Annotated in this window: 17 protein-coding genes and 1 pseudogene; 2 read left to right on the top strand and 16 right to left on the bottom strand. The window is 64.6% G+C overall.

What is annotated here, in order from left to right; translation table 11 throughout:
• Nucleotides 1-43: 43 nt before the first annotated feature.
• The 7 genes and pseudogenes from G6N68_RS28960 to G6N68_RS31735 all read right to left on the bottom strand — a co-directional run bounded on the left by G6N68_RS28960 (nt 44) and on the right by G6N68_RS31735 (nt 5,057).
• The gene (locus G6N68_RS28960) at nt 44-949 is read right to left on the bottom strand and encodes a hypothetical protein (RefSeq protein ID WP_163719563.1); all 906 of its coding nucleotides are present in this window, start codon (nt 947-949) and stop codon (nt 44-46) included.
• A gap of 220 nt (nt 950-1,169) precedes the next feature.
• Entirely contained in the window at nt 1,170-1,934 is a 765-nt protein-coding gene (locus G6N68_RS28955; RefSeq protein WP_163719562.1) for an SDR family NAD(P)-dependent oxidoreductase, read from the bottom strand.
• Nucleotides 1,935-1,965: 31 nt separating this feature from the next.
• Nucleotides 1,966-2,937, bottom strand: a complete 972-nt coding sequence (locus G6N68_RS28950; protein WP_163719561.1) for an enoyl-CoA hydratase/isomerase family protein — start codon at nt 2,935-2,937, stop codon at nt 1,966-1,968.
• 30 nt (nt 2,938-2,967) lie between these two features.
• Nucleotides 2,968-3,804, bottom strand: coding sequence for a mycofactocin-coupled SDR family oxidoreductase (locus G6N68_RS28945; RefSeq protein WP_163719560.1), 837 nt, complete (start codon nt 3,802-3,804; stop codon nt 2,968-2,970).
• Nucleotides 3,804-3,986 (bottom strand): annotated as a pseudogene (locus G6N68_RS31305) (cytochrome P450); the annotation flags it as partial. The pseudogene G6N68_RS31305 and the gene G6N68_RS28945, both read right to left, overlap by 1 nt.
• Nucleotides 3,987-4,170: 184 nt before the next feature.
• The gene (locus G6N68_RS28935; RefSeq protein WP_240356033.1) at nt 4,171-4,785 is read right to left on the bottom strand and encodes a TetR/AcrR family transcriptional regulator; all 615 of its coding nucleotides are present in this window, start codon (nt 4,783-4,785) and stop codon (nt 4,171-4,173) included.
• Nucleotides 4,786-4,928: 143 nt separating this feature from the next.
• Nucleotides 4,929-5,057, bottom strand: coding sequence for an SRPBCC family protein (locus tag G6N68_RS31735; protein WP_263992027.1), 129 nt, complete (start codon nt 5,055-5,057; stop codon nt 4,929-4,931).
• Nucleotides 5,058-5,474: 417 nt separating this feature from the next.
• On the opposite strand from G6N68_RS31735, the gene G6N68_RS28930 reads away from it, so the two are divergent.
• Nucleotides 5,475-6,047 carry a DUF3558 domain-containing protein gene (locus G6N68_RS28930; protein ID WP_163719557.1) on the top strand — a complete coding sequence of 191 codons (573 nt, stop codon included), beginning with the start codon at nt 5,475-5,477 and terminating at the stop codon, nt 6,045-6,047.
• A gap of 23 nt (nt 6,048-6,070) precedes the next feature.
• Here G6N68_RS28930 and G6N68_RS28925 read toward each other — a convergent pair whose 3' ends face one another.
• From G6N68_RS28925 to G6N68_RS28885, 9 genes are all read right to left on the bottom strand, one after another.
• Nucleotides 6,071-6,673, bottom strand: coding sequence for a hypothetical protein (locus G6N68_RS28925; RefSeq protein WP_163719556.1), 603 nt, complete (start codon nt 6,671-6,673; stop codon nt 6,071-6,073).
• A gap of 17 nt (nt 6,674-6,690) precedes the next feature.
• Nucleotides 6,691-8,169 carry a hydrogenase large subunit gene (locus tag G6N68_RS28920; RefSeq protein WP_163719555.1) on the bottom strand — a complete coding sequence of 493 codons (1,479 nt, stop codon included), beginning with the start codon at nt 8,167-8,169 and terminating at the stop codon, nt 6,691-6,693.
• A complete protein-coding gene (locus G6N68_RS28915) occupies nt 8,166-9,632 on the bottom strand; it encodes a proton-conducting transporter transmembrane domain-containing protein (protein ID WP_163719554.1) in 1,467 nt (488 codons plus the stop codon). Before G6N68_RS28915 ends, G6N68_RS28920 begins: the two co-directional genes overlap by 4 nt.
• Nucleotides 9,632-10,294 carry a hypothetical protein gene (locus G6N68_RS28910; protein WP_163719553.1) on the bottom strand — a complete coding sequence of 221 codons (663 nt, stop codon included), beginning with the start codon at nt 10,292-10,294 and terminating at the stop codon, nt 9,632-9,634. Before G6N68_RS28910 ends, G6N68_RS28915 begins: the two co-directional genes overlap by 1 nt.
• Nucleotides 10,295-10,303: 9 nt before the next feature.
• Nucleotides 10,304-11,254 (bottom strand): respiratory chain complex I subunit 1 family protein, encoded by a 951-nt coding sequence (locus G6N68_RS28905; protein ID WP_163720035.1) that lies wholly within the window; start codon nt 11,252-11,254, stop codon nt 10,304-10,306.
• A 5-nt stretch (nt 11,255-11,259) separates the two neighbouring features.
• Entirely contained in the window at nt 11,260-13,248 is a 1,989-nt protein-coding gene (locus G6N68_RS28900) for a proton-conducting transporter transmembrane domain-containing protein (RefSeq protein WP_163719552.1), read from the bottom strand.
• On the bottom strand, nt 13,245-13,724 hold the full coding sequence (locus G6N68_RS28895; protein WP_163719551.1) for an NADH-quinone oxidoreductase subunit B family protein: 480 nt from the start codon (nt 13,722-13,724) through the stop codon (nt 13,245-13,247). The genes G6N68_RS28900 and G6N68_RS28895 overlap by 4 nt, the downstream gene beginning before the upstream one ends.
• A 7-nt stretch (nt 13,725-13,731) precedes the next feature.
• Entirely contained in the window at nt 13,732-14,073 is a 342-nt protein-coding gene (locus tag G6N68_RS28890; protein ID WP_163720033.1) for a lsr2/espR transcriptional regulator, read from the bottom strand.
• Between the two features lie 459 nt (nt 14,074-14,532).
• Complete coding sequence (locus G6N68_RS28885; protein WP_163719550.1) at nt 14,533-15,138, bottom strand: TetR/AcrR family transcriptional regulator; 606 nt, start codon at nt 15,136-15,138, stop codon at nt 14,533-14,535.
• A 58-nt stretch (nt 15,139-15,196) separates the two neighbouring features.
• Here G6N68_RS28885 and G6N68_RS28880 point away from each other — a divergent pair, with 58 nt between their 5' ends.
• Nucleotides 15,197-16,027 carry an alpha/beta fold hydrolase gene (locus G6N68_RS28880; protein ID WP_163719549.1) on the top strand — a complete coding sequence of 277 codons (831 nt, stop codon included), beginning with the start codon at nt 15,197-15,199 and terminating at the stop codon, nt 16,025-16,027.
• Nucleotides 16,028-16,046: the final 19 nt, after the last annotated feature.

Genomic DNA, 16,046 nt, shown 5'->3' with positions numbered 1-16,046 from the left:
GCCGAAGTGCTGACGACCAGTCCGGACTCCTAGCCACCTGCGATCAATATTCGTCCTCGAGTTCCCAACCGGAGGTGCCGTATTCGACCTCCAACGGCGTGCGGCCCGCACGTACGCAGGCCTGGCAAAACACCTGTCCCATGGCGTCGGGCGAGATCCGGGTACCGTCAGGCGTCCGCCAGGTCTGCAGGAACACGATGACGCGTTCGTCGTCAAAACGCGGATATATATGGGTGCTCAGCGCAGCCCAGAATGTCAGCGGCGAGTCCCGCCGCAAGATGAGCATGCCGGGCACGGTCTGGTGGCGGGGCGCACCCCATACCCAGCGATACATCCGAACGTAGCGATAGTGCTTCACGTCGAAGGGAATTCGACGGTCGTACCGAATCAGGGTGATGGTGCCGTCGGGATTCACCTCGCAGCGTTGCACCGCCAGCAGTTCCTTGACCTTGGCATGCAGATACGCCACCAAGAGCAACGACAACGGGATGAGAACGGCCTTCGAGAAGGCTTCAGCGTCCCCAGGATGACCGATCCTGAAGCCGGTCGCGGCCATCAGGATCAGCGGAAAGCCGAAGAACAACGTGATTGCCCACAGAATCCCCACGGCGTTCCTACGCGCCTTGTAGTGGAGGGGTCCCGCTACGCCGCGCGTCCGCCACATCTTGCGCCGACGCCACCTGGACCGACCCGCCTTCGTGTGGAGCCAGACGGTCCGCACCATCGCTGAACGATGGGCAGCGGGGTCCGCGTAAGGATCCGCATAATGCCTTTGGCTGAGGATGCGCAGCGCCTGCACCAGATAGTTGCCCTCAGACGTATGCAGGCACAACGCCTCATAAGCATCCCGGATCTCATCCGCCAGCTGATCGTCATTCAGATGGCCTAGGCCGCTAACCGCGGCGCGTCCTTGTTCGCGAGCTACCTGCGCATCAACGAGTGCAGCCAACCGTGCGCTCGTTTCGTCATACTGCAACATGCCCGACTTCCCGTTGCCGATGCGATCAAAGACGAGTCGACATTAGCCTCTCGGGCGTGGGTTCCGCGGGAAACCGAGTCGTAAACACTTCGGCGGCCGATGGGTGCCGGTTTCAGATCGAGGGATCTGTCGTTCGCGCAGTCGGCCCTCGGTCACCGAGGATGCATTCAATTGTGTTGTGCTCCAGCTATTACCAGGTCTGCTCGGCCGCCCGGACCAGCATGTGATTGATGGCGACCCTGCGGTCGCGGGTGACCATGTAGAGCACGGCATCGGCAATGTCTTCCGAGCGTAGCTTGGTCATGTCGGCCGTCTGCCGCTCGATGGCTTGCCGGGACGGCTCCGCCAAGTGATCGAAGATCTCGGTGTCCACCGTTCCCGGGCCGACGACCCCAACCCGGACCCGCTTGCCGAGGACCTCTTGTCGGATGGCCTCGCTGAACGCGTTCGCGCCAAATTTGGTCAAAGAGTAGACGGCCGTACCGGGCCGGGCAACCCAACCCGCGGTGGAGCTGATCATCACGAGATCGGCCACGCCTCGCGGCGAATCGGCTGCCGCGGCAACCAGGTGCGGAAGCGCGGCTCGTGTTACATAGAGAACGCCGTTCACGTTGACTGACACCAGTTCATCCCAGTCCTGAAGTGGTGCCTCGGTGGCCAATCCCATGCGCATCAAGCCCGCATTGTTCACCACAATGTCGAGGCGGCCTAGCTTTGCGACCGTGTGCTGGACAGCGGCGGACACCTCGTCGGCGTCTGTGACGTCGGCGGGCACGACAAGGGCTGTCCCACCCTCGGATTCGATGTGCGCCTGCAGATCCCGCAGCCGCTCCGCCCGGCGCGCAAGCAGTGCCACGGCGGCGCCGCTCGCGGCGAGTGCAGTGGCCGTCGCGGCTCCGATACCACTGCTGGCACCGGTCACCAGGGCCACGGTGTGTGCCAGGGGCGGCGTCATGCGCAGGCTCCGGTTCGCGAGCCGATCAAGATCAGGGCTTCTTGCGTCCCGACCGGCTAAGACGCCACTCCGGCGGAAAGTTCATGTCGTTGTCCTTCACCACGTTGTTGAGTCCCTTGCCGAAGGTGCCCTCGGTGAGGTCGACTTCGTCGGCCTGATCGTTGGCGATCAAAGGCAGCATTCCCTCGACCATGCCGGTGAGCAAGCTGCCGAAGTATTCACCCTTGTGCTGCTTGTACAGTTCGAGGAAGGTCTTCTGGACCGCAACCGTGTCCGTCGGACGTGAACGCGAACACGCCATCGCGTACTTCAGCGTCTCTTCTTCCAGCTTCTCCCGCGGCACGACGCTGTTGAGGAATCCGCATTCGTACATCTCTTTGGCGGTGAAAGGTCGCCCAGTGAACAGCATTTCGGAGAACTTGCGCAGGCCCATGGTCTCGGCCCACCACCACAGCCGCGGCCCCCATCCCACGTAGCGGAACGCCGGATGCCCGAACAGCGCGTCGTCGGAGGAGATCACCAGGTCGGCGTCGCCGGCCTGGTAGAAGTGCCAACCGTAGCAGTAGCCCTTGGCTTCGATGATGCTGATCTTCCGAAGCTCTTGCAGCGGACGGTTTCCCGCCCGTGCCTTGGCATAGAAGTCGGTGACGGTGGACAGGTAGCGGTACGAGCCACCAGGCGGGTACTTGACGTTGTCGTCGTTGATCGCCAGTTCGTGCAGCAACGGCATGCCGGGGTTCTCCAGCATCCCTCGCTGTTCGGGCAGGTCACCGCCGCTGCCGAAATCCTCGCCCTCACCGCGGATTACCACTACTTTGACGTCGTCGTCGACGTTGCACTTGTGGATCAGGTCGGCGTAGTTCTGCCGCATGCCCAGTGTCGTGGAGTTCTGCGCCTCGGGACGGTCGAAGGTGATGTAGGCGATCTTGTTCTTGACGTCCTTCTCGAACTTGATGTACTGCTCGGCTTCCTTCTTCAACTCTTCGTAGTCGTACTCAGGCATGCAATCTCTCCCACTTCTTCCGGGTAAGTCTTACTTCAGCAATGCACCCGCATCGACAGGCAGTGAAACACCTGTGATGTAACGAGATTCGTCAGATGCCAGGAACAGTACGGCGTTACTGATGTCGACCGCCTCGACCCACGGGATCGGCAACGTGTGTGTCATCTGGGAGAAGGGGGCGAAATCCTCGGGGCCTGGGTTTTCCAGGTCTGGTCGGAACAGCCGGAACGTCACTTCATTCATCGTCATGGGGGTGTTGACTTGGCTGGGATGAACGGAATTCACCCGAATCATGTGCTGGCCCAGTTCGACAGCAAAACTGCGCATGATGCCCAGCACGCCGTGTTTGGCCGCGATGTAGTGGCCGGTGAACGCCAACGCCTTGTGCGACCCGACGGACCCGGTGAGCACGATCGAACCACCACGACCACCGGCGATGATGTGTGGCACACCGGATTTCACCGTCTTCCAGACCCCGGAAAGGTTGACGTCGATCATGTCCTGCCAGACGTTTTCCGGGATCTTGTGCAGCTTGTTGCCGAAAGTGCCGATGCCCGCGTTGGCCACAATGATGTCGAGGCGACCGAGTTCCTCCACTCCGCCGTCCACTGCGGACTTCAGTGCGTCGAAGTCGCGCACGTCGACTTCCGCGGTCACGATGCGGCGGCCCACTCCCTTCACCAGATCGGCGGTCTCGGCGAGGTCGTCAGGGGTGGCGTGCGGATACGCCAAATTCTCGACGGGTCCGCAGATGTCGACCGCGATGATATCGGCGCCCTCCTGTGCCAGGCGCACCGCATGACTGCGGCCCTGACCACGCGCGGCACCGCTGATGAGCGCGACTTTGCCTTCGACGCGGCCCGCCATCAGGCCACCACCGTCGGCATGGATTCCCCACCGCGCACAGTCGATATAGCGCTTAGTTCGGCACTGGCCAGGGGGGTCTCCCACTCGGGGAACCGCTTGAGTATCTCTTGCAAGGCGATGCGTCCTTTCAGGCGAGCCGGTGTCGAGCCCAGACAAAGGTGGCGTCCGGCATTGAAGGTGAGTTGCGACCGTTCGGCGAACCGACCGACCGCGTAGGAGTCGTACTCGGGGCGGTAGTGCAGCGGCGCCTCGTCAGGCAGGCGCTTGAACATCGGGTACGGGTCGGCGATGAGGGCCACGTCGTACGGATCGAAATGGACCTGGCTGTCGGTGCCGTCACGAAATCCCTCCTGCTGTGCGCTCACTCTATTCTTGTAGAGAGTGGTCAGGCAATACCCGTGCGGCGCCGGCGTCGGTCAGCCTTCCGGCTTTCGAAGCCTTCAAAATGCCGCTGGCCAGCGCCGCCAGGATTGCGTCGAGTTGCTCCGGGCTGGTGATGATCCGATCGCCATGCGCGAACCGCAACAGCAGCCCGTTGATGAACGTCAGCGTGATGTTGCTCAGGTCTTCGACGACGGCCGGCGCCAGCTCATCGCCGCGCGGCATAAGCCGCACCAGGATGTCGCGATGGAGCTTGGTGAATGCGTCGGTGCTTTGCTGCAGAATCGCGGCCAACTCCGGATCCCGGGTGGCCTGCATCGTCAATTCGTATCGGGCCTTGGTGAGCGACAACTGTGGCTCCGTGCCGGATTGAATCACCATGACCGACAGCTGCGACGGCGACGACGGCTTGGTCCCGGCACCGTCGACGATGGATTGCAGATTCGCCAGATCGAGCTCGGCCAGCCGCTCCGCGACGCCGCGGAGCAATGCCGAGCGGGTGCGGAAATAAAACGACGTCGTACCGTCCGCGACACCGGTCTTGCGGTCGACCTTCAAATGGCTCAAGCCTTTTGCGCCATCAACCGCCAATAGCTGGATCGCCGCGTCGCACAGTTCGCGGCGGCGCTCGACGGGATTAGGCTTTCGCCGCTTCGGCGCGGCTGGAGCATGACGAGCCACGGAGGGTTACTCTACATTCGTAGTGTTCACCTGGCTACCGCCGTTCAAGTTCGTCCCGAAAGTCAGGGACCCAACCGCGCCAACCGTTCGTCGAGCGTGGCGTGCCAGTGCCCGACCGCGCTCTCGTGCCGTCCGAACTCTACGAATTCGTTTGCGCCGGCGTGCAAACCACGTTGCACGCCCTCCGACATCTCGTTGTCCTCCGCTACGCCGCGCGATGAAGCTCGCGGCGCCGGCCGGGTTGCCTGGCCCGGGATCACGGGACGCTCGCTCGGCGAGGTCGGACTTGGCCGTCGCGTGGCTGGTGAATCGCGTCTGGAAATTTCGCCAGCATGACGTTGGGGGAACAACTGATAAAGGAAAGTCACCCGCGCATCGATGGTCCGGTCCTACTCTGGTCAGTCACGAAGTCGTTCAATGTTGCGGTGCGGGTGGGTGATTCGGCTGTCCGGCGGCAATCATTTAGTGATATGTGCAGGATGGGCGAGAATGGACGAGTGCCCGCAATACCCGAGTCCCGGGTGAATGCACTGATCGGCGCTGTCCCCTCAGTGCGCGCTCCATGCTGGCTTCGACCGAATCAACGATGTGTTTCGACCTAGAGTCCGATGATGTCCACCACTAAACCAGTAAGCCGCAAAGCTTTTGCTCTGCTGCTCCTGGCCGCGCTGCATCTGCCGCTGGTTGCAGCGTGTGACGGCGACAAATCCGGCGGTGGTCCGCCGACCGACGCCAGTACGACGTCAGCCAAACCCGCCGCGAAGCACGGCCCGTCTTTCCCGGAATGCGGCGGGGTCACCGATGAGACCATCAGCAGATTGACCGGCATTTCCGGGGTGGTCGCTACGGCGCGCAACTCGGTGGGTTGTCAGTGGTTGGTCAACGGCAGCATCAGCGGGCCGTGGTTCTCGTTCAGCTGGTATCGCGGCAGCCCGATCGGACGCGAGCGAAAGAACGAAGAGCTGTCACGCAGCCACGTCGAGGACATCACCATCGACGGGCACCATGGCTTCATCGCGATCGCGCGTGATGCCAGACTCGGTGACCGGCTCTGCGACGTCGGAATCCAGTTCAACGACGACTTCTTCGAGTGGTCGGCGCAATTCATCAGGAAGCCGTTCCCCAACCCGTGCGACATCGTCACGGAGCTTGCCCGACAGACGATCGCGGCCGCCGAGTAACGCTTAGGCTCGCTTAGGGCCACTTAAGGCCACGGGGTGGCGTAATTGGTGTAGTTTCTGTCGAACGACGCGCAGAAGTCGCCGGACGTTCCGGCCAGCAGAACGTAATACGTTTCCGGACGGTGGTTTTCACCGGAGGTCGGATAGGTCCAACCGCTGGTGCACCTGCCGCCTACCATCGACCCTGGCCACGGCTTGATGCAAGCGGTTAGCGCCTCCATGTCCGGCGTCGCGCTCTGAGCGATGACAAGCACTGCGCCGCCCCACAATCCGTCGGCCCGCCGGTAGGCACGCGCTCCGAACGAGGTGTCTTTCTGACATCCCAGCGCGCGCCGCAGTGGTTCGAAGGTCGAAGAGAAGCGCGGATTGGACAACGAGGCCGAGTCCATGATGAACGAAGCGGCATCCGCGCCGTCGCCCTGTTGAACGTCGGGAAAGTGCATCAGTTGCTGCGAAATTCGTTGCTGCGCGGAATCATCTCCACCGCCGACGATCGGCCCACCGCCGGTCGACGCGATCGGGGGGAGCACAACGTTGGGGTCGGCCGCCGCTGGGGCTATGCCGGCCAAGGAGGCGGTCGTTGCCAGTAGCCACGCAGCAATACCCACGCCACTACTAGCCGCCATGGCCCGCATCATAATCGCTAAAGATCGTTGCCCGCGTAGGACTGGTTGAAGCTCTTATTGGCCAACGGAAAGTCGGGGACAATCGTGTCGGCCATCGCGACGGGCAGGGCGGGCCAGTTGAACCAGGAGGGGTCGACGATTTTGGCCCGGGTGATCCGATTACCGGCGTCGATCTCCACTCGGTGCACGATCGTTCCGCGCCAGCCCTCGACTATGCCGACGCCACTGCTGAGCGTATCGACCGACTCAACCATGGCGTCATATTCCGTTTGCCCGGTGTGTGATTGGACGATCGTCTGGATGAGGTTGGCGGACGCGGCGACCTCGTCGCGTCGCACGGTGTACCGGGCGAGGACATCGCCGTCGGACGAGCCGACCTCGGTGATGGGAAGATCGGTGGTGGGATGGTCGACTCGAGCGTCGGTGCGCAAGCCGCTGGCGCGGGCGACATATCCCAGGCAGCCGAGGGCGCACGCGTCATCGTGGTGCAAGACGGCGGTACCGGAAAACCGGTCGTAGACCACGCTGTTGGCCAGCGTCAGTGCGGCGACCTCGTCGATGTCGGCGGCGAGCGCACGCACTTCGCTGACGTCGGGGAGGCTTCGCAACACAACCCCACCCGGGCGGATGGCACCGCGCAGCAACCGGTGTCCGGTGACGGCGGCATTGAGCCGCAACAACTTCTCGCGGATTCGCTGGGCATGTGCGTTGGCGAGGGAGTAGCCGACATCGTTGGCGAGCGCACCCAGATCTGCCGCATGGTTATAGAGTCGTTCGAGCTCGATGACCAGTGCGCGCAGCCGGTGAACCTCGTCGGGCAGCTCGATCCTCACGGCGTCTTCGATTGCCAGGCTGTGGGCGAGGGCGTGGGCCGCGGACGTATCGCCACTGATGCGTTCGGCCAGATCGGTTGCCTGCGTTGCCGTTCTGCTGTGGAAAAGCCTTTCGATGCCACGGTGCACGTACCACAGTCGCGCCTTGAGTCGCAGCACGGTCTCACCGGCCACCGAGAAGCGGAAGTGACCGGGTTCGATCAGGCCGGCATGCACGGGGCCGACCGGGATCTCGTATACCCCGGGTCCTTCCACGGTCAAAAATGGAAAGGCTCCGGTAGCGCCGAATTCCGGTGTGGGGCCCGCATCGGTACGCATGGGATGCCAATCGGGCCAATGCGCGTGGCGAACCAACCGTCGGAGCTTTGGATGGCCGACCGGGCGAATTCCGAACAGGTCAGCCATCTCACGCTCGAACCGGCCGGCGGGAAATGATAGATAGGCCAGCGAACGTAGCGTCGGATCATCATGGGGCAGCAGGCATTCCAATTCGATTCGCCGATCGGGCCGACCCGCCAGGAACAGGTACACGACGCGCAGCCTGTCGCCGTCATCGTGTGCGGCGACCAGCGCTAGGCGGAAGGCATCAGCCAGGAGCCGCTCGGCCATCTCGACGAGCCCCTGCTGCGCCGACACGCGGTGTCTGATCCGCTGCCGGTTCATCGCACGGCCCCACTGCTAGCGGCAACGGTGAACAAGTCGGTGAGTGGGCCGGCCGTCACGCCGAGCGCTGCCGACGCGGCAACGCCGACGACCAGGGCCGTTGCAACCGTGACCGGCACACTGATCGACGGGGCACCCGCGGCCGGCGCGCCCAGCAGCATGCGTCCGGAATTGCGGGCCAAAGCGGTGAATGCGATCGCAACCAGCAGCATCGCCACGCCCAGCGCCCAGGCCAGCCCCGCATTCGCCAGTGAGCGCGCGATCGCCAACTCGCTGGCGAACATGGCGAATGGGGGCAGCCCGAGTAAGACGACCAGGCCCGCGGCGAACGACACGCTGATCAGTCGAGATCTTCGCGCGACGCCGTTGATGTCGGCGATGGCGGTGGAGTCGTGCGCGGACTGCAACTGACCGCCGGCCAGGAATAGCACGGTCTTGCCGATCCCGTGGGCGAGCACGTGCAGCAGCAGCGCGGCGATCGCCAGTCTGGTACCGGCAGCGGCGGCGATCGCGATCAGACCCATGTTCTCCATCGACGAGTAGGCCAGCATTCGCTTGACGTCCCCGGTAACGGTGAGCATCAGTGCCGCGATGAGCAGCGTCGCCAGCCCGACCACCAGCAACCCGGTGCGCAAGAAGGTGGGTCCGGTGGCCGCGTCGACGATGGGCCGCAACCGGATGAGCACCGAGAACGCCACCGCCAGCAGCACGCCGCTCATCAACGCGGATACCGGCGCGGGGGCTTGGCTGTGCGCGTCGGCCAGCCAAGTGTGGAACGGGAACAGCCCCGCCTTGGCGCCGTAGCCGATGAGGAGAAGACCGCCGGCCAACCGCGTGACGGCCGGGTCGAGGCTAGCGGCGTGTGCGGTTAGGACGTCGAGGTTTAGCGCGTGCGCAGCGGGCGCGTCGGCGCATCGGGCGGCGAAATACAGCAGCACGGTGCCCAGGAACGCGACGGCGATGCCGACCGAGCAGATCACCACATATTTCCAGGTGGCCTCCAGCGCGGTGCGGGTGCGGCGATGGCCTACCAGGAACGCGGTAATCACCGTGGTGGCCTCGATCGCCACCCAAATCACGCCAATATTGTTGGCGCACACCGCGATGACCATCGCCGCCAAGAACGCCGGCGTCAGGACGCCATACAGGTGGGCATCACGCGGTTCGGCGTGGCCGTGCGCGAGTTCGTCGTCGATGTACCCGATGCTTGCCCAGGTGGCCAGCGTGCCAACGATTCCGATGACGATGAGCATGATCACCGTGAGCGCGTCGGCGCGCAGCAGTCCACCGAGCGCGAACTGGATCCCAGACCCAACCTGAAATCCAAGCCCCGCAGCGCACGCCAGCACGGTCGCCGCAGACAGCACGGTCAAAATTGCGGTCGTGCGCCGCCATCCGGCGACGAATGTGGCAACGGACGCTGCGACGGGAGCGAGGATCGCGACGAGTAGAAGAACGGTCATCAGTCCCGCAATTCATGCAACTTGTCCAGGTCGGCATCGCCGAAGGTGCGGCGCAACCGGCCGGTAAGGACACCGATCACGATGATGGCGAACAACACATCCAACGAAGCACCGAGTTCGACGATCATCGGCACCCCGGCGGTCAGCAGGAATGCCGTTGCCGCAATCCCGTTGTCCAGCAGCAGGAAACCGGCAGCCTGCGAAACCGCGTGGCGTCGCGTGGTCAACACGAACAGCGCGATCAGCACCACCGCAAAGGCGGCAGGCACCGCATTTATGGTGACGCCGGGATGCAGATTGACGATCGGCCGAGTGATCGCGAAAGCGGCCACGGTCAGACCGCCGGCTATCAGCAGCGAGCTGGTGGTATTTACCAGCGGCGTCGCCTCCCGGTACGCGACAGGTTCGGCCCCCACCGCGCGCGACAACAGAGCCGGCAATACCGCCACCCGTAGCACGAACACAGCGACGCCCACCGCCAAGAGCGCACGATCGTGATCGTGGATGCCGCGCAGCAACGGGATCGCCGCGACGGCCGCACCCTGCCACGCCAGCAGTCGCACGATCGCGCGCAGATCGCGTCGCCAGACGATCATTGCCGACGCAAGCACGAGGCCTCCGGCGGCAAAGTCAAGCAGGATCGAGAAGTTGGCGTCGGTCATTGGTGGGCCTCAGGTCTGAACGGTGAAGAAGTTGGCGGCTGTCACCGCGAGCAACGACAACAGAAACGACCCGGCTAGCAGTTCGGGCACCCTGAACAAACGCAGCTTGGCGACGAACACCTCGAACGTCGCGAGCAGGACCGCGAGAATCGCCACCTTGGTTACCACCGCCGCCAGACCGATCAGCACTTCCAGTGCGGTGGGGTGGGAACCGGCAATCCCCCACGGCAAGAACAGATTCGCCAACAACGCCAGCAGGACGGTGAGCCGCATGCCGGCAGCCCACTCCACGAGAGCGAGCCGCGGTCCGGCATATTCGAGGACCATCGCTTCGTGCACCATGGTCAGTTCCAGGTGGGTCGCCGGATTGTCCACGGGCAGCCGGCCGGTTTCGGCAACGATGACGATGACCAAAGCCCCGAATGCGAGGACACCGGCCAGCGACACGACGTGGCCCGGGTGCTCGATCGTACTTTCTACCAGGGCACCGAGATTGGCCGATCCCGCCGGGATGGACAGCGCGAACACCGCGAGCAGGATCGTCGGCTCCACGAGTGCGGCGATAGTGATCTCCCGGCTCGCACCCATGCCGCCGAACGAGGTGCCGGTATCGATTCCGGCCAGCGTCAGTGCGACGGTTCCCAGGAACAACAGCCCGACCACTGCGAACAGGTCGGCGCTGGCGTCCAAGGGCGACCCGGTGGCGACGAGCGGTGCGATCGCGGCGATCAGCAACGTAGTCCCGGCCACGATCGCCGGCGCGGCGGCAAAGATTATCGTCGTTCCGGCCGGCGTGATCTGTTGTTTGCCAAGCTGTTTGACCAGATCGCGCCATGGCTGTAGCAGACCGCCGCCGGCTCGGCCCTCCCAGCGGGCCCGGACCTGACGCGTGGCGCCAACAACGAGCGGTGCCCCGATCACGACCGCACCGATCTGGGCCGCTCCCGCGACGTAAGACATCACGTTCATCGGGACACCACCAGGATGATCAACACGCCCAATGCGCCGTAGGCCAAGTAGGCATGCACGCTGCCGGTGTGAGCGCGACGCATCAGCCCGGCCACGGCGACCACCCACCGTGCCACCGGCGCATAGAGGCGTTGTTCGATCGCGTCATTGACCGTCGATCGGTAGGTGATCTTGTAGGCAAAATAGCGCGACTCGGCCGAGTGGGTGACTTCGATGTCGGTGTCCGGGCGCAACACATCGTCGAACACACGCTGCAGCGGTTCGGCGAACGAGGTTGCCGTGTATTGCATGCGTGGGGTGAGTTCATCTGCGCCGCAGGCCCATAACGGCAATCTGACCGGCGCGGGGCGCCGGCGGGAGCGCCACCTGGCGAGACCGGCGGCCACCACCGCCGCGCCAACGACACCGGCGCAGATCACGGCTGGCGCCACCGACCCGGACAATCCCGGAAGGCGCACCACCGCACCGAAATCGGTGAACTCCATGGCTCTCGCGATGGGCAACATTGCCAGGACCCGCCGCATGATCGGCGCAACTATCAGCGGCGCCGCCGCCAACACCAGACATGCGGCAGCCACGATGGTCATGCCCGCTCGCATGCTGGCCGGCGCCTCGCGCGCGTCGTCGGCCTGGCTGGACCGCGGGCGGGCGAGAAACCCAATCCCGAACGCTTTGACCATCGCCGCCACACTCAGCCCCGTCGCAAGCGCGACCACCCCGACCGCCAGCGGCGTCGTCAGCGCCACCATCGGGTCCTGCCCGGGTGCGGCATGGATCAGCGCCTGGATCAGCAACCACTCGCTGACGAAGCCGGCGCCCAACGGCAGCCCGCACGCGCCGAGCGCAGCCACGCCGAAAAAGACGGTGGTCGCGGGCATCCGGCGAGCCAGCCCGCCGAGCAGATCGAGGTCCCGCACCCCGGTCGCGGCGAGCACCGACCCGGCCGCCAGGAATCCGAGGCTCTTGAACGCCGCGTGCGCCATCAAGTGCAGCACCGCCGCTGCGGTGGCGACCAGTGCGGGTGCGACGACCCCGACGTTCGCGAAAAGCATTGCCGCACCGAGCGCCATCGTGATCAGGCCCATGTTCTCGGTCGTCGAGTAGGCCAGTAGGCGCTTGAGGTCGGTGGCGACCGAGGCCTGCAGCACTCCGTACAAGGCGGACGCGCCACCGACGGCCAGCAGGGTGAGCCCCCACCAGCGGGGCCCCGGCCCGAGCAGCTGCACATCGACGCGGACGATGCCGTAGATGCCAAGGTTGACCATCGCCGCGCTCATCAACGCCGATACCGGACTAGGGGCTTCCGGATGAGCGCGTGGCAGCCAGGCGTGCAACGGCACCAGGCCGGCCTTTGATCCGAAACCGATCAGGGTCAGCACAAACACGACGGCGCGGGTCCCAGCCGAGACGCTGCCGAGGTCCCCGAAGTCCCCAAAACGGTCCACTCCGCCAGCGGCGGCCAACACCATCAGCCCGACCAAAATCGAAACGAAACCCAGCTGGGTCATCACGGCGTACAGCAGGCCGGCCGAGCGCACCTGTGGGCGCGTGTGCTCGGACAACACCAGGATCAGCGACGAGATCGCCATCAGCTCCCACGCGAGCAGGAAGGTCGTCACCGAGCCCCCGGCCGGCACCAGCAGCATCGCGGCTACGAACAACGGAAGGACCCCCAGCGGGACCCGGCCCAAGTGTTCACGGCGCGCGTACCCGACCAGGTAGCAGCCGACCGGAACCGCCACCGCACCGGTGATGGTCATGAAGAACCCGCCCAGCGGATCGAGTTCGATCTGCAGTCCTGACAGCGGAAGCAGCCAACCCACGTGCACCGCACGGGGTGACCCGAACACGCCCAGCAGACCCAATCCGACCCCGACGGCACCCACTACCGATGTGGCGATGCCACTGATGACCGGACCGAAGTTGCTGCCGGACGACAAGTTCGACGGTGCTGCGCCGGTGGCCACCGGTGTGGTGGTCGTCATCGTCCGGTCACCGAGCGCAGCGCCGCCACGATTTCAGCGGGTGTCGGGGGGCACCCTGGGATCTCGACGTCGACGGGCACCACCTCGCCAACCGCTCCGACGACGCCGTACGCGTCCGCGAAGACCCCTCGGTTCAGCGCGCAATCGCCGCACGCGATCACCACCCGCGGACGCGGCGTCGCCTCGACAGTGTTCCGCAGCGGGCCGGCCATGTTGTGTGTCACCACCCCGGTCACCAGCAGCGCATCGCTGTGCCGCGGCGAGGCGACCAGCCGCGCACCGAACCGCTCAGCGTCGTACACCGGTCCGAACGCGCCCGAGATCTCCACCTCGCACCCGTTGCAGGAACCCGCGTCAACGTGCCGGATCTGCAGCGAACCCCGCAGCCCGGTCGGCCGTTCTGCTACCGGAGTGGGGGCGCTGCCGGCCGGTTCGACGACCCGCCCAACGCGGAAGATCTTCCTGAGCCAGCCCATGGCGTTGCTACTTCGCGCCGCTGGCGCGCAGGTCGTCCAGCACCGCAACTCGATCGCTGAGCACCCGCGCCAAGACCGTGCGCGCCACTGCCAGCAGTTCGGCGATATCCGGTGACGCGATCGAATAGATGACCGAATTGCCGTCGCGTCGCGCGACGACGACACCCGCCCGGCGCAGGACGCCCAGCTGTTGGGACAGGTTCGATGATTCGAGCCCGATGTCAGACGTCAGCAGCTCGGCGACCGAGCGATCCCGATCGACCAGCAGCTCCAAGATCCGGATTCGCGCCGGGTGTCCCAGCGTCTTGAAGAACTCGGCCTTCAGCTTGTACAGCGGCGCTGAATCCAATCCCATCTCCTGAAGACTTCACTAGTTCATGATTCGAACAATTGAAGAATTTATCAGATAGTAAGGCGCGGTGCGACCCGCCGGCGGTTGAGGGGCTCGCGACCAGACCCACTTCACCGAGCCTGAAACCCTGCAGGAAAAGATCGAGAAGGGACCTGCAGGGTTTCAGGCTCGCACCTAACGGCGACCACGCATCACGACAACCAACCCACCCACATCACGAGCCTGAAGACTTGCAGGAAAAGATCGAGAAGGGACCTGCAGGGTTTCAGGCTCGCGCCTAACGGCGACCACGCATCACGACAACCAACCCACCCACATCACGAGCCTGAAGACTTGCAGGAAAAGATCGAGAAGGGACCTGCAGGGTTTCAGGCTCAGCGACGGGAAAGCGTCTAGGCCAGCACCCGACGACGGGCGCAGCCCGACTACCTCACCAAGTCCGACTACAGCTGCCCACTACCCGTTCAGCATGCCGTCGATGATGCGACGCAGGACTTGTCTGGTCTCCTTGCGGGCGCGCTTGGGATCCTCGGCGGTAGCGATGTACATCGCCGCCTCGTCGAGCGCTCCGATCAGCACCTGGGCCAGCGGGCGCACGGGTTGGCGAGCCAATTGGCCCGCCTTGATCGCCTCGCTGATCAACTGTTCGGTCATGCCAAGGCTGTAACGCTGGGCGACGTCCCGGAATGCAGCCCACCCGAGCACCGCAGGCGCGTCCAACAAGATCAGCTGGCGGACCTCCGGATCACCAGAGACCTCCAGCCACGCGTCGACCGCCGCGCGGATCGCGTCCGCAGGAGTCGTCGCACCCGACTCGGCCACCAAGACGGCCATCCGGCCCATGACATCCTGCTCGACGGTCTCGACGACGTCTCCGAATAGCGCTGCCTTGTCGGCGAATTGGTGATACATCGCGCCCCTGGTGACACCCGCCTCCTTGGCGATCTCCGGTGTTCCCACATCGGCATATCCGCGCTGGCCCCACAGCGTCCGGGCAGCCGTTATCAACGCCTCGCGCGTCGCCGCCGAGCGCTCCTCCTGAGTACGCCTCTTGATTTCCATACACCCTGTTGGTAAGTTACCGGCAGATTGTTTGTAACTTTATCTCGTGGGAGTCCTCATGTCGACGATCGACATTAATGCCGGAACCATCCATTACGAAGCAACCGGTCCCGAAGCCGGCCGACCCGTCGTGTTCGTGCACGGATACCTGATGGGAGGCCAACTGTGGCGCCCGGTCAGCGAGCGCCTGGCCGACCGCGGTCTACGGTGCATCGCGCCCACCTGGCCGCTCGGCGCGCATCCGGAGCCGCTACGCCCCGGTGCCGATCGCAGTATCACCGGCGTGGCCGACATGGTCGCCGACGTCCTGGCCGCCCTTGAACTCGAGGACGTGGTGCTGGTCGGCAACGACACCGGCGGAGTGGTAACGCAACTCGTCGCGGTGCACCATCCCGAACGCATCGGGGCGCTCGTCCTGACGAGTTGCGATGCGTTCGAACACTTTCCTCCGCCGATCCTCAAACCCGTACTGGCCGCGGCGAAGTCGAAAACGCTGTTTCGGGCCACCACCCAGCTGATGCGGACTCCGACCGCCCGCCGCCGTGGGTACGGCGGTCTGGCCTACGCCAACCTTGACGACTTGGCCCGGGCCTGGGTTGCCCCGGTGCTGTCCAATCCGGCGATCGCCGAAGACTTGCGCCAGTTCACGCTCTCAATGCGGACCGAAGTCACAACAGAGGTCGCGACGCGCCTGTCCGAGTTTGACAAGCCCGCCCTCGTCGCATGGTCGGCGAACGACCTGTTCTTCGAGCAAGGCGACGGCGTACGCCTGGCCGAGACCATCCCCAACGCCCGCCTCGAGATCATCGAGAAGTCTCGAACGTTCTCGATGATCGACCAACCGGACCGGCTTGCCGACTTATTGTCATCGCTAGCCGTCCGCATCTGAGGCCCCCACGGCGAGCACG

Origin of the sequence: Mycobacterium bourgelatii, from assembly GCF_010723575.1 — a bacterium.
Lineage (GTDB): Bacteria > Actinomycetota > Actinomycetes > Mycobacteriales > Mycobacteriaceae > Mycobacterium > Mycobacterium bourgelatii.
This window is presented reverse-complemented; position numbering and strand designations above follow the sequence as displayed.

Coding starts and splice junctions, on each gene's coding strand:
- G6N68_RS28915 (WP_163719554.1), bottom strand. CDS start 9,632: ATGACCGTTCTTCTACTCGTCGCGATCCTCGCTCCCGTCGCAGCGTCC.
- G6N68_RS28900 (WP_163719552.1), bottom strand. CDS start 13,248: ATGACGACCACCACACCGGTGGCCACCGGCGCAGCACCGTCGAACTTG.
- G6N68_RS28910 (WP_163719553.1), bottom strand. CDS start 10,294: ATGACCGACGCCAACTTCTCGATCCTGCTTGACTTTGCCGCCGGAGGC.
- G6N68_RS28885 (WP_163719550.1), bottom strand. CDS start 15,138: ATGGAAATCAAGAGGCGTACTCAGGAGGAGCGCTCGGCGGCGACGCGC.
- G6N68_RS28955 (WP_163719562.1), bottom strand. CDS start 1,934: ATGACGCCGCCCCTGGCACACACCGTGGCCCTGGTGACCGGTGCCAGC.
- G6N68_RS28905 (WP_163720035.1), bottom strand. CDS start 11,254: ATGTCTTACGTCGCGGGAGCGGCCCAGATCGGTGCGGTCGTGATCGGG.
- G6N68_RS28920 (WP_163719555.1), bottom strand. CDS start 8,169: ATGAACCGGCAGCGGATCAGACACCGCGTGTCGGCGCAGCAGGGGCTC.
- G6N68_RS28880 (WP_163719549.1), top strand. CDS start 15,197: ATGTCGACGATCGACATTAATGCCGGAACCATCCATTACGAAGCAACC.
- G6N68_RS28930 (WP_163719557.1), top strand. CDS start 5,475: ATGATGTCCACCACTAAACCAGTAAGCCGCAAAGCTTTTGCTCTGCTG.
- G6N68_RS28895 (WP_163719551.1), bottom strand. CDS start 13,724: ATGGGCTGGCTCAGGAAGATCTTCCGCGTTGGGCGGGTCGTCGAACCG.
- G6N68_RS28950 (WP_163719561.1), bottom strand. CDS start 2,937: ATGCCTGAGTACGACTACGAAGAGTTGAAGAAGGAAGCCGAGCAGTAC.
- G6N68_RS28925 (WP_163719556.1), bottom strand. CDS start 6,673: ATGGCGGCTAGTAGTGGCGTGGGTATTGCTGCGTGGCTACTGGCAACG.
- G6N68_RS31735 (WP_263992027.1), bottom strand. CDS start 5,057: ATGTCGGAGGGCGTGCAACGTGGTTTGCACGCCGGCGCAAACGAATTC.
- G6N68_RS28945 (WP_163719560.1), bottom strand. CDS start 3,804: ATGGCGGGCCGCGTCGAAGGCAAAGTCGCGCTCATCAGCGGTGCCGCG.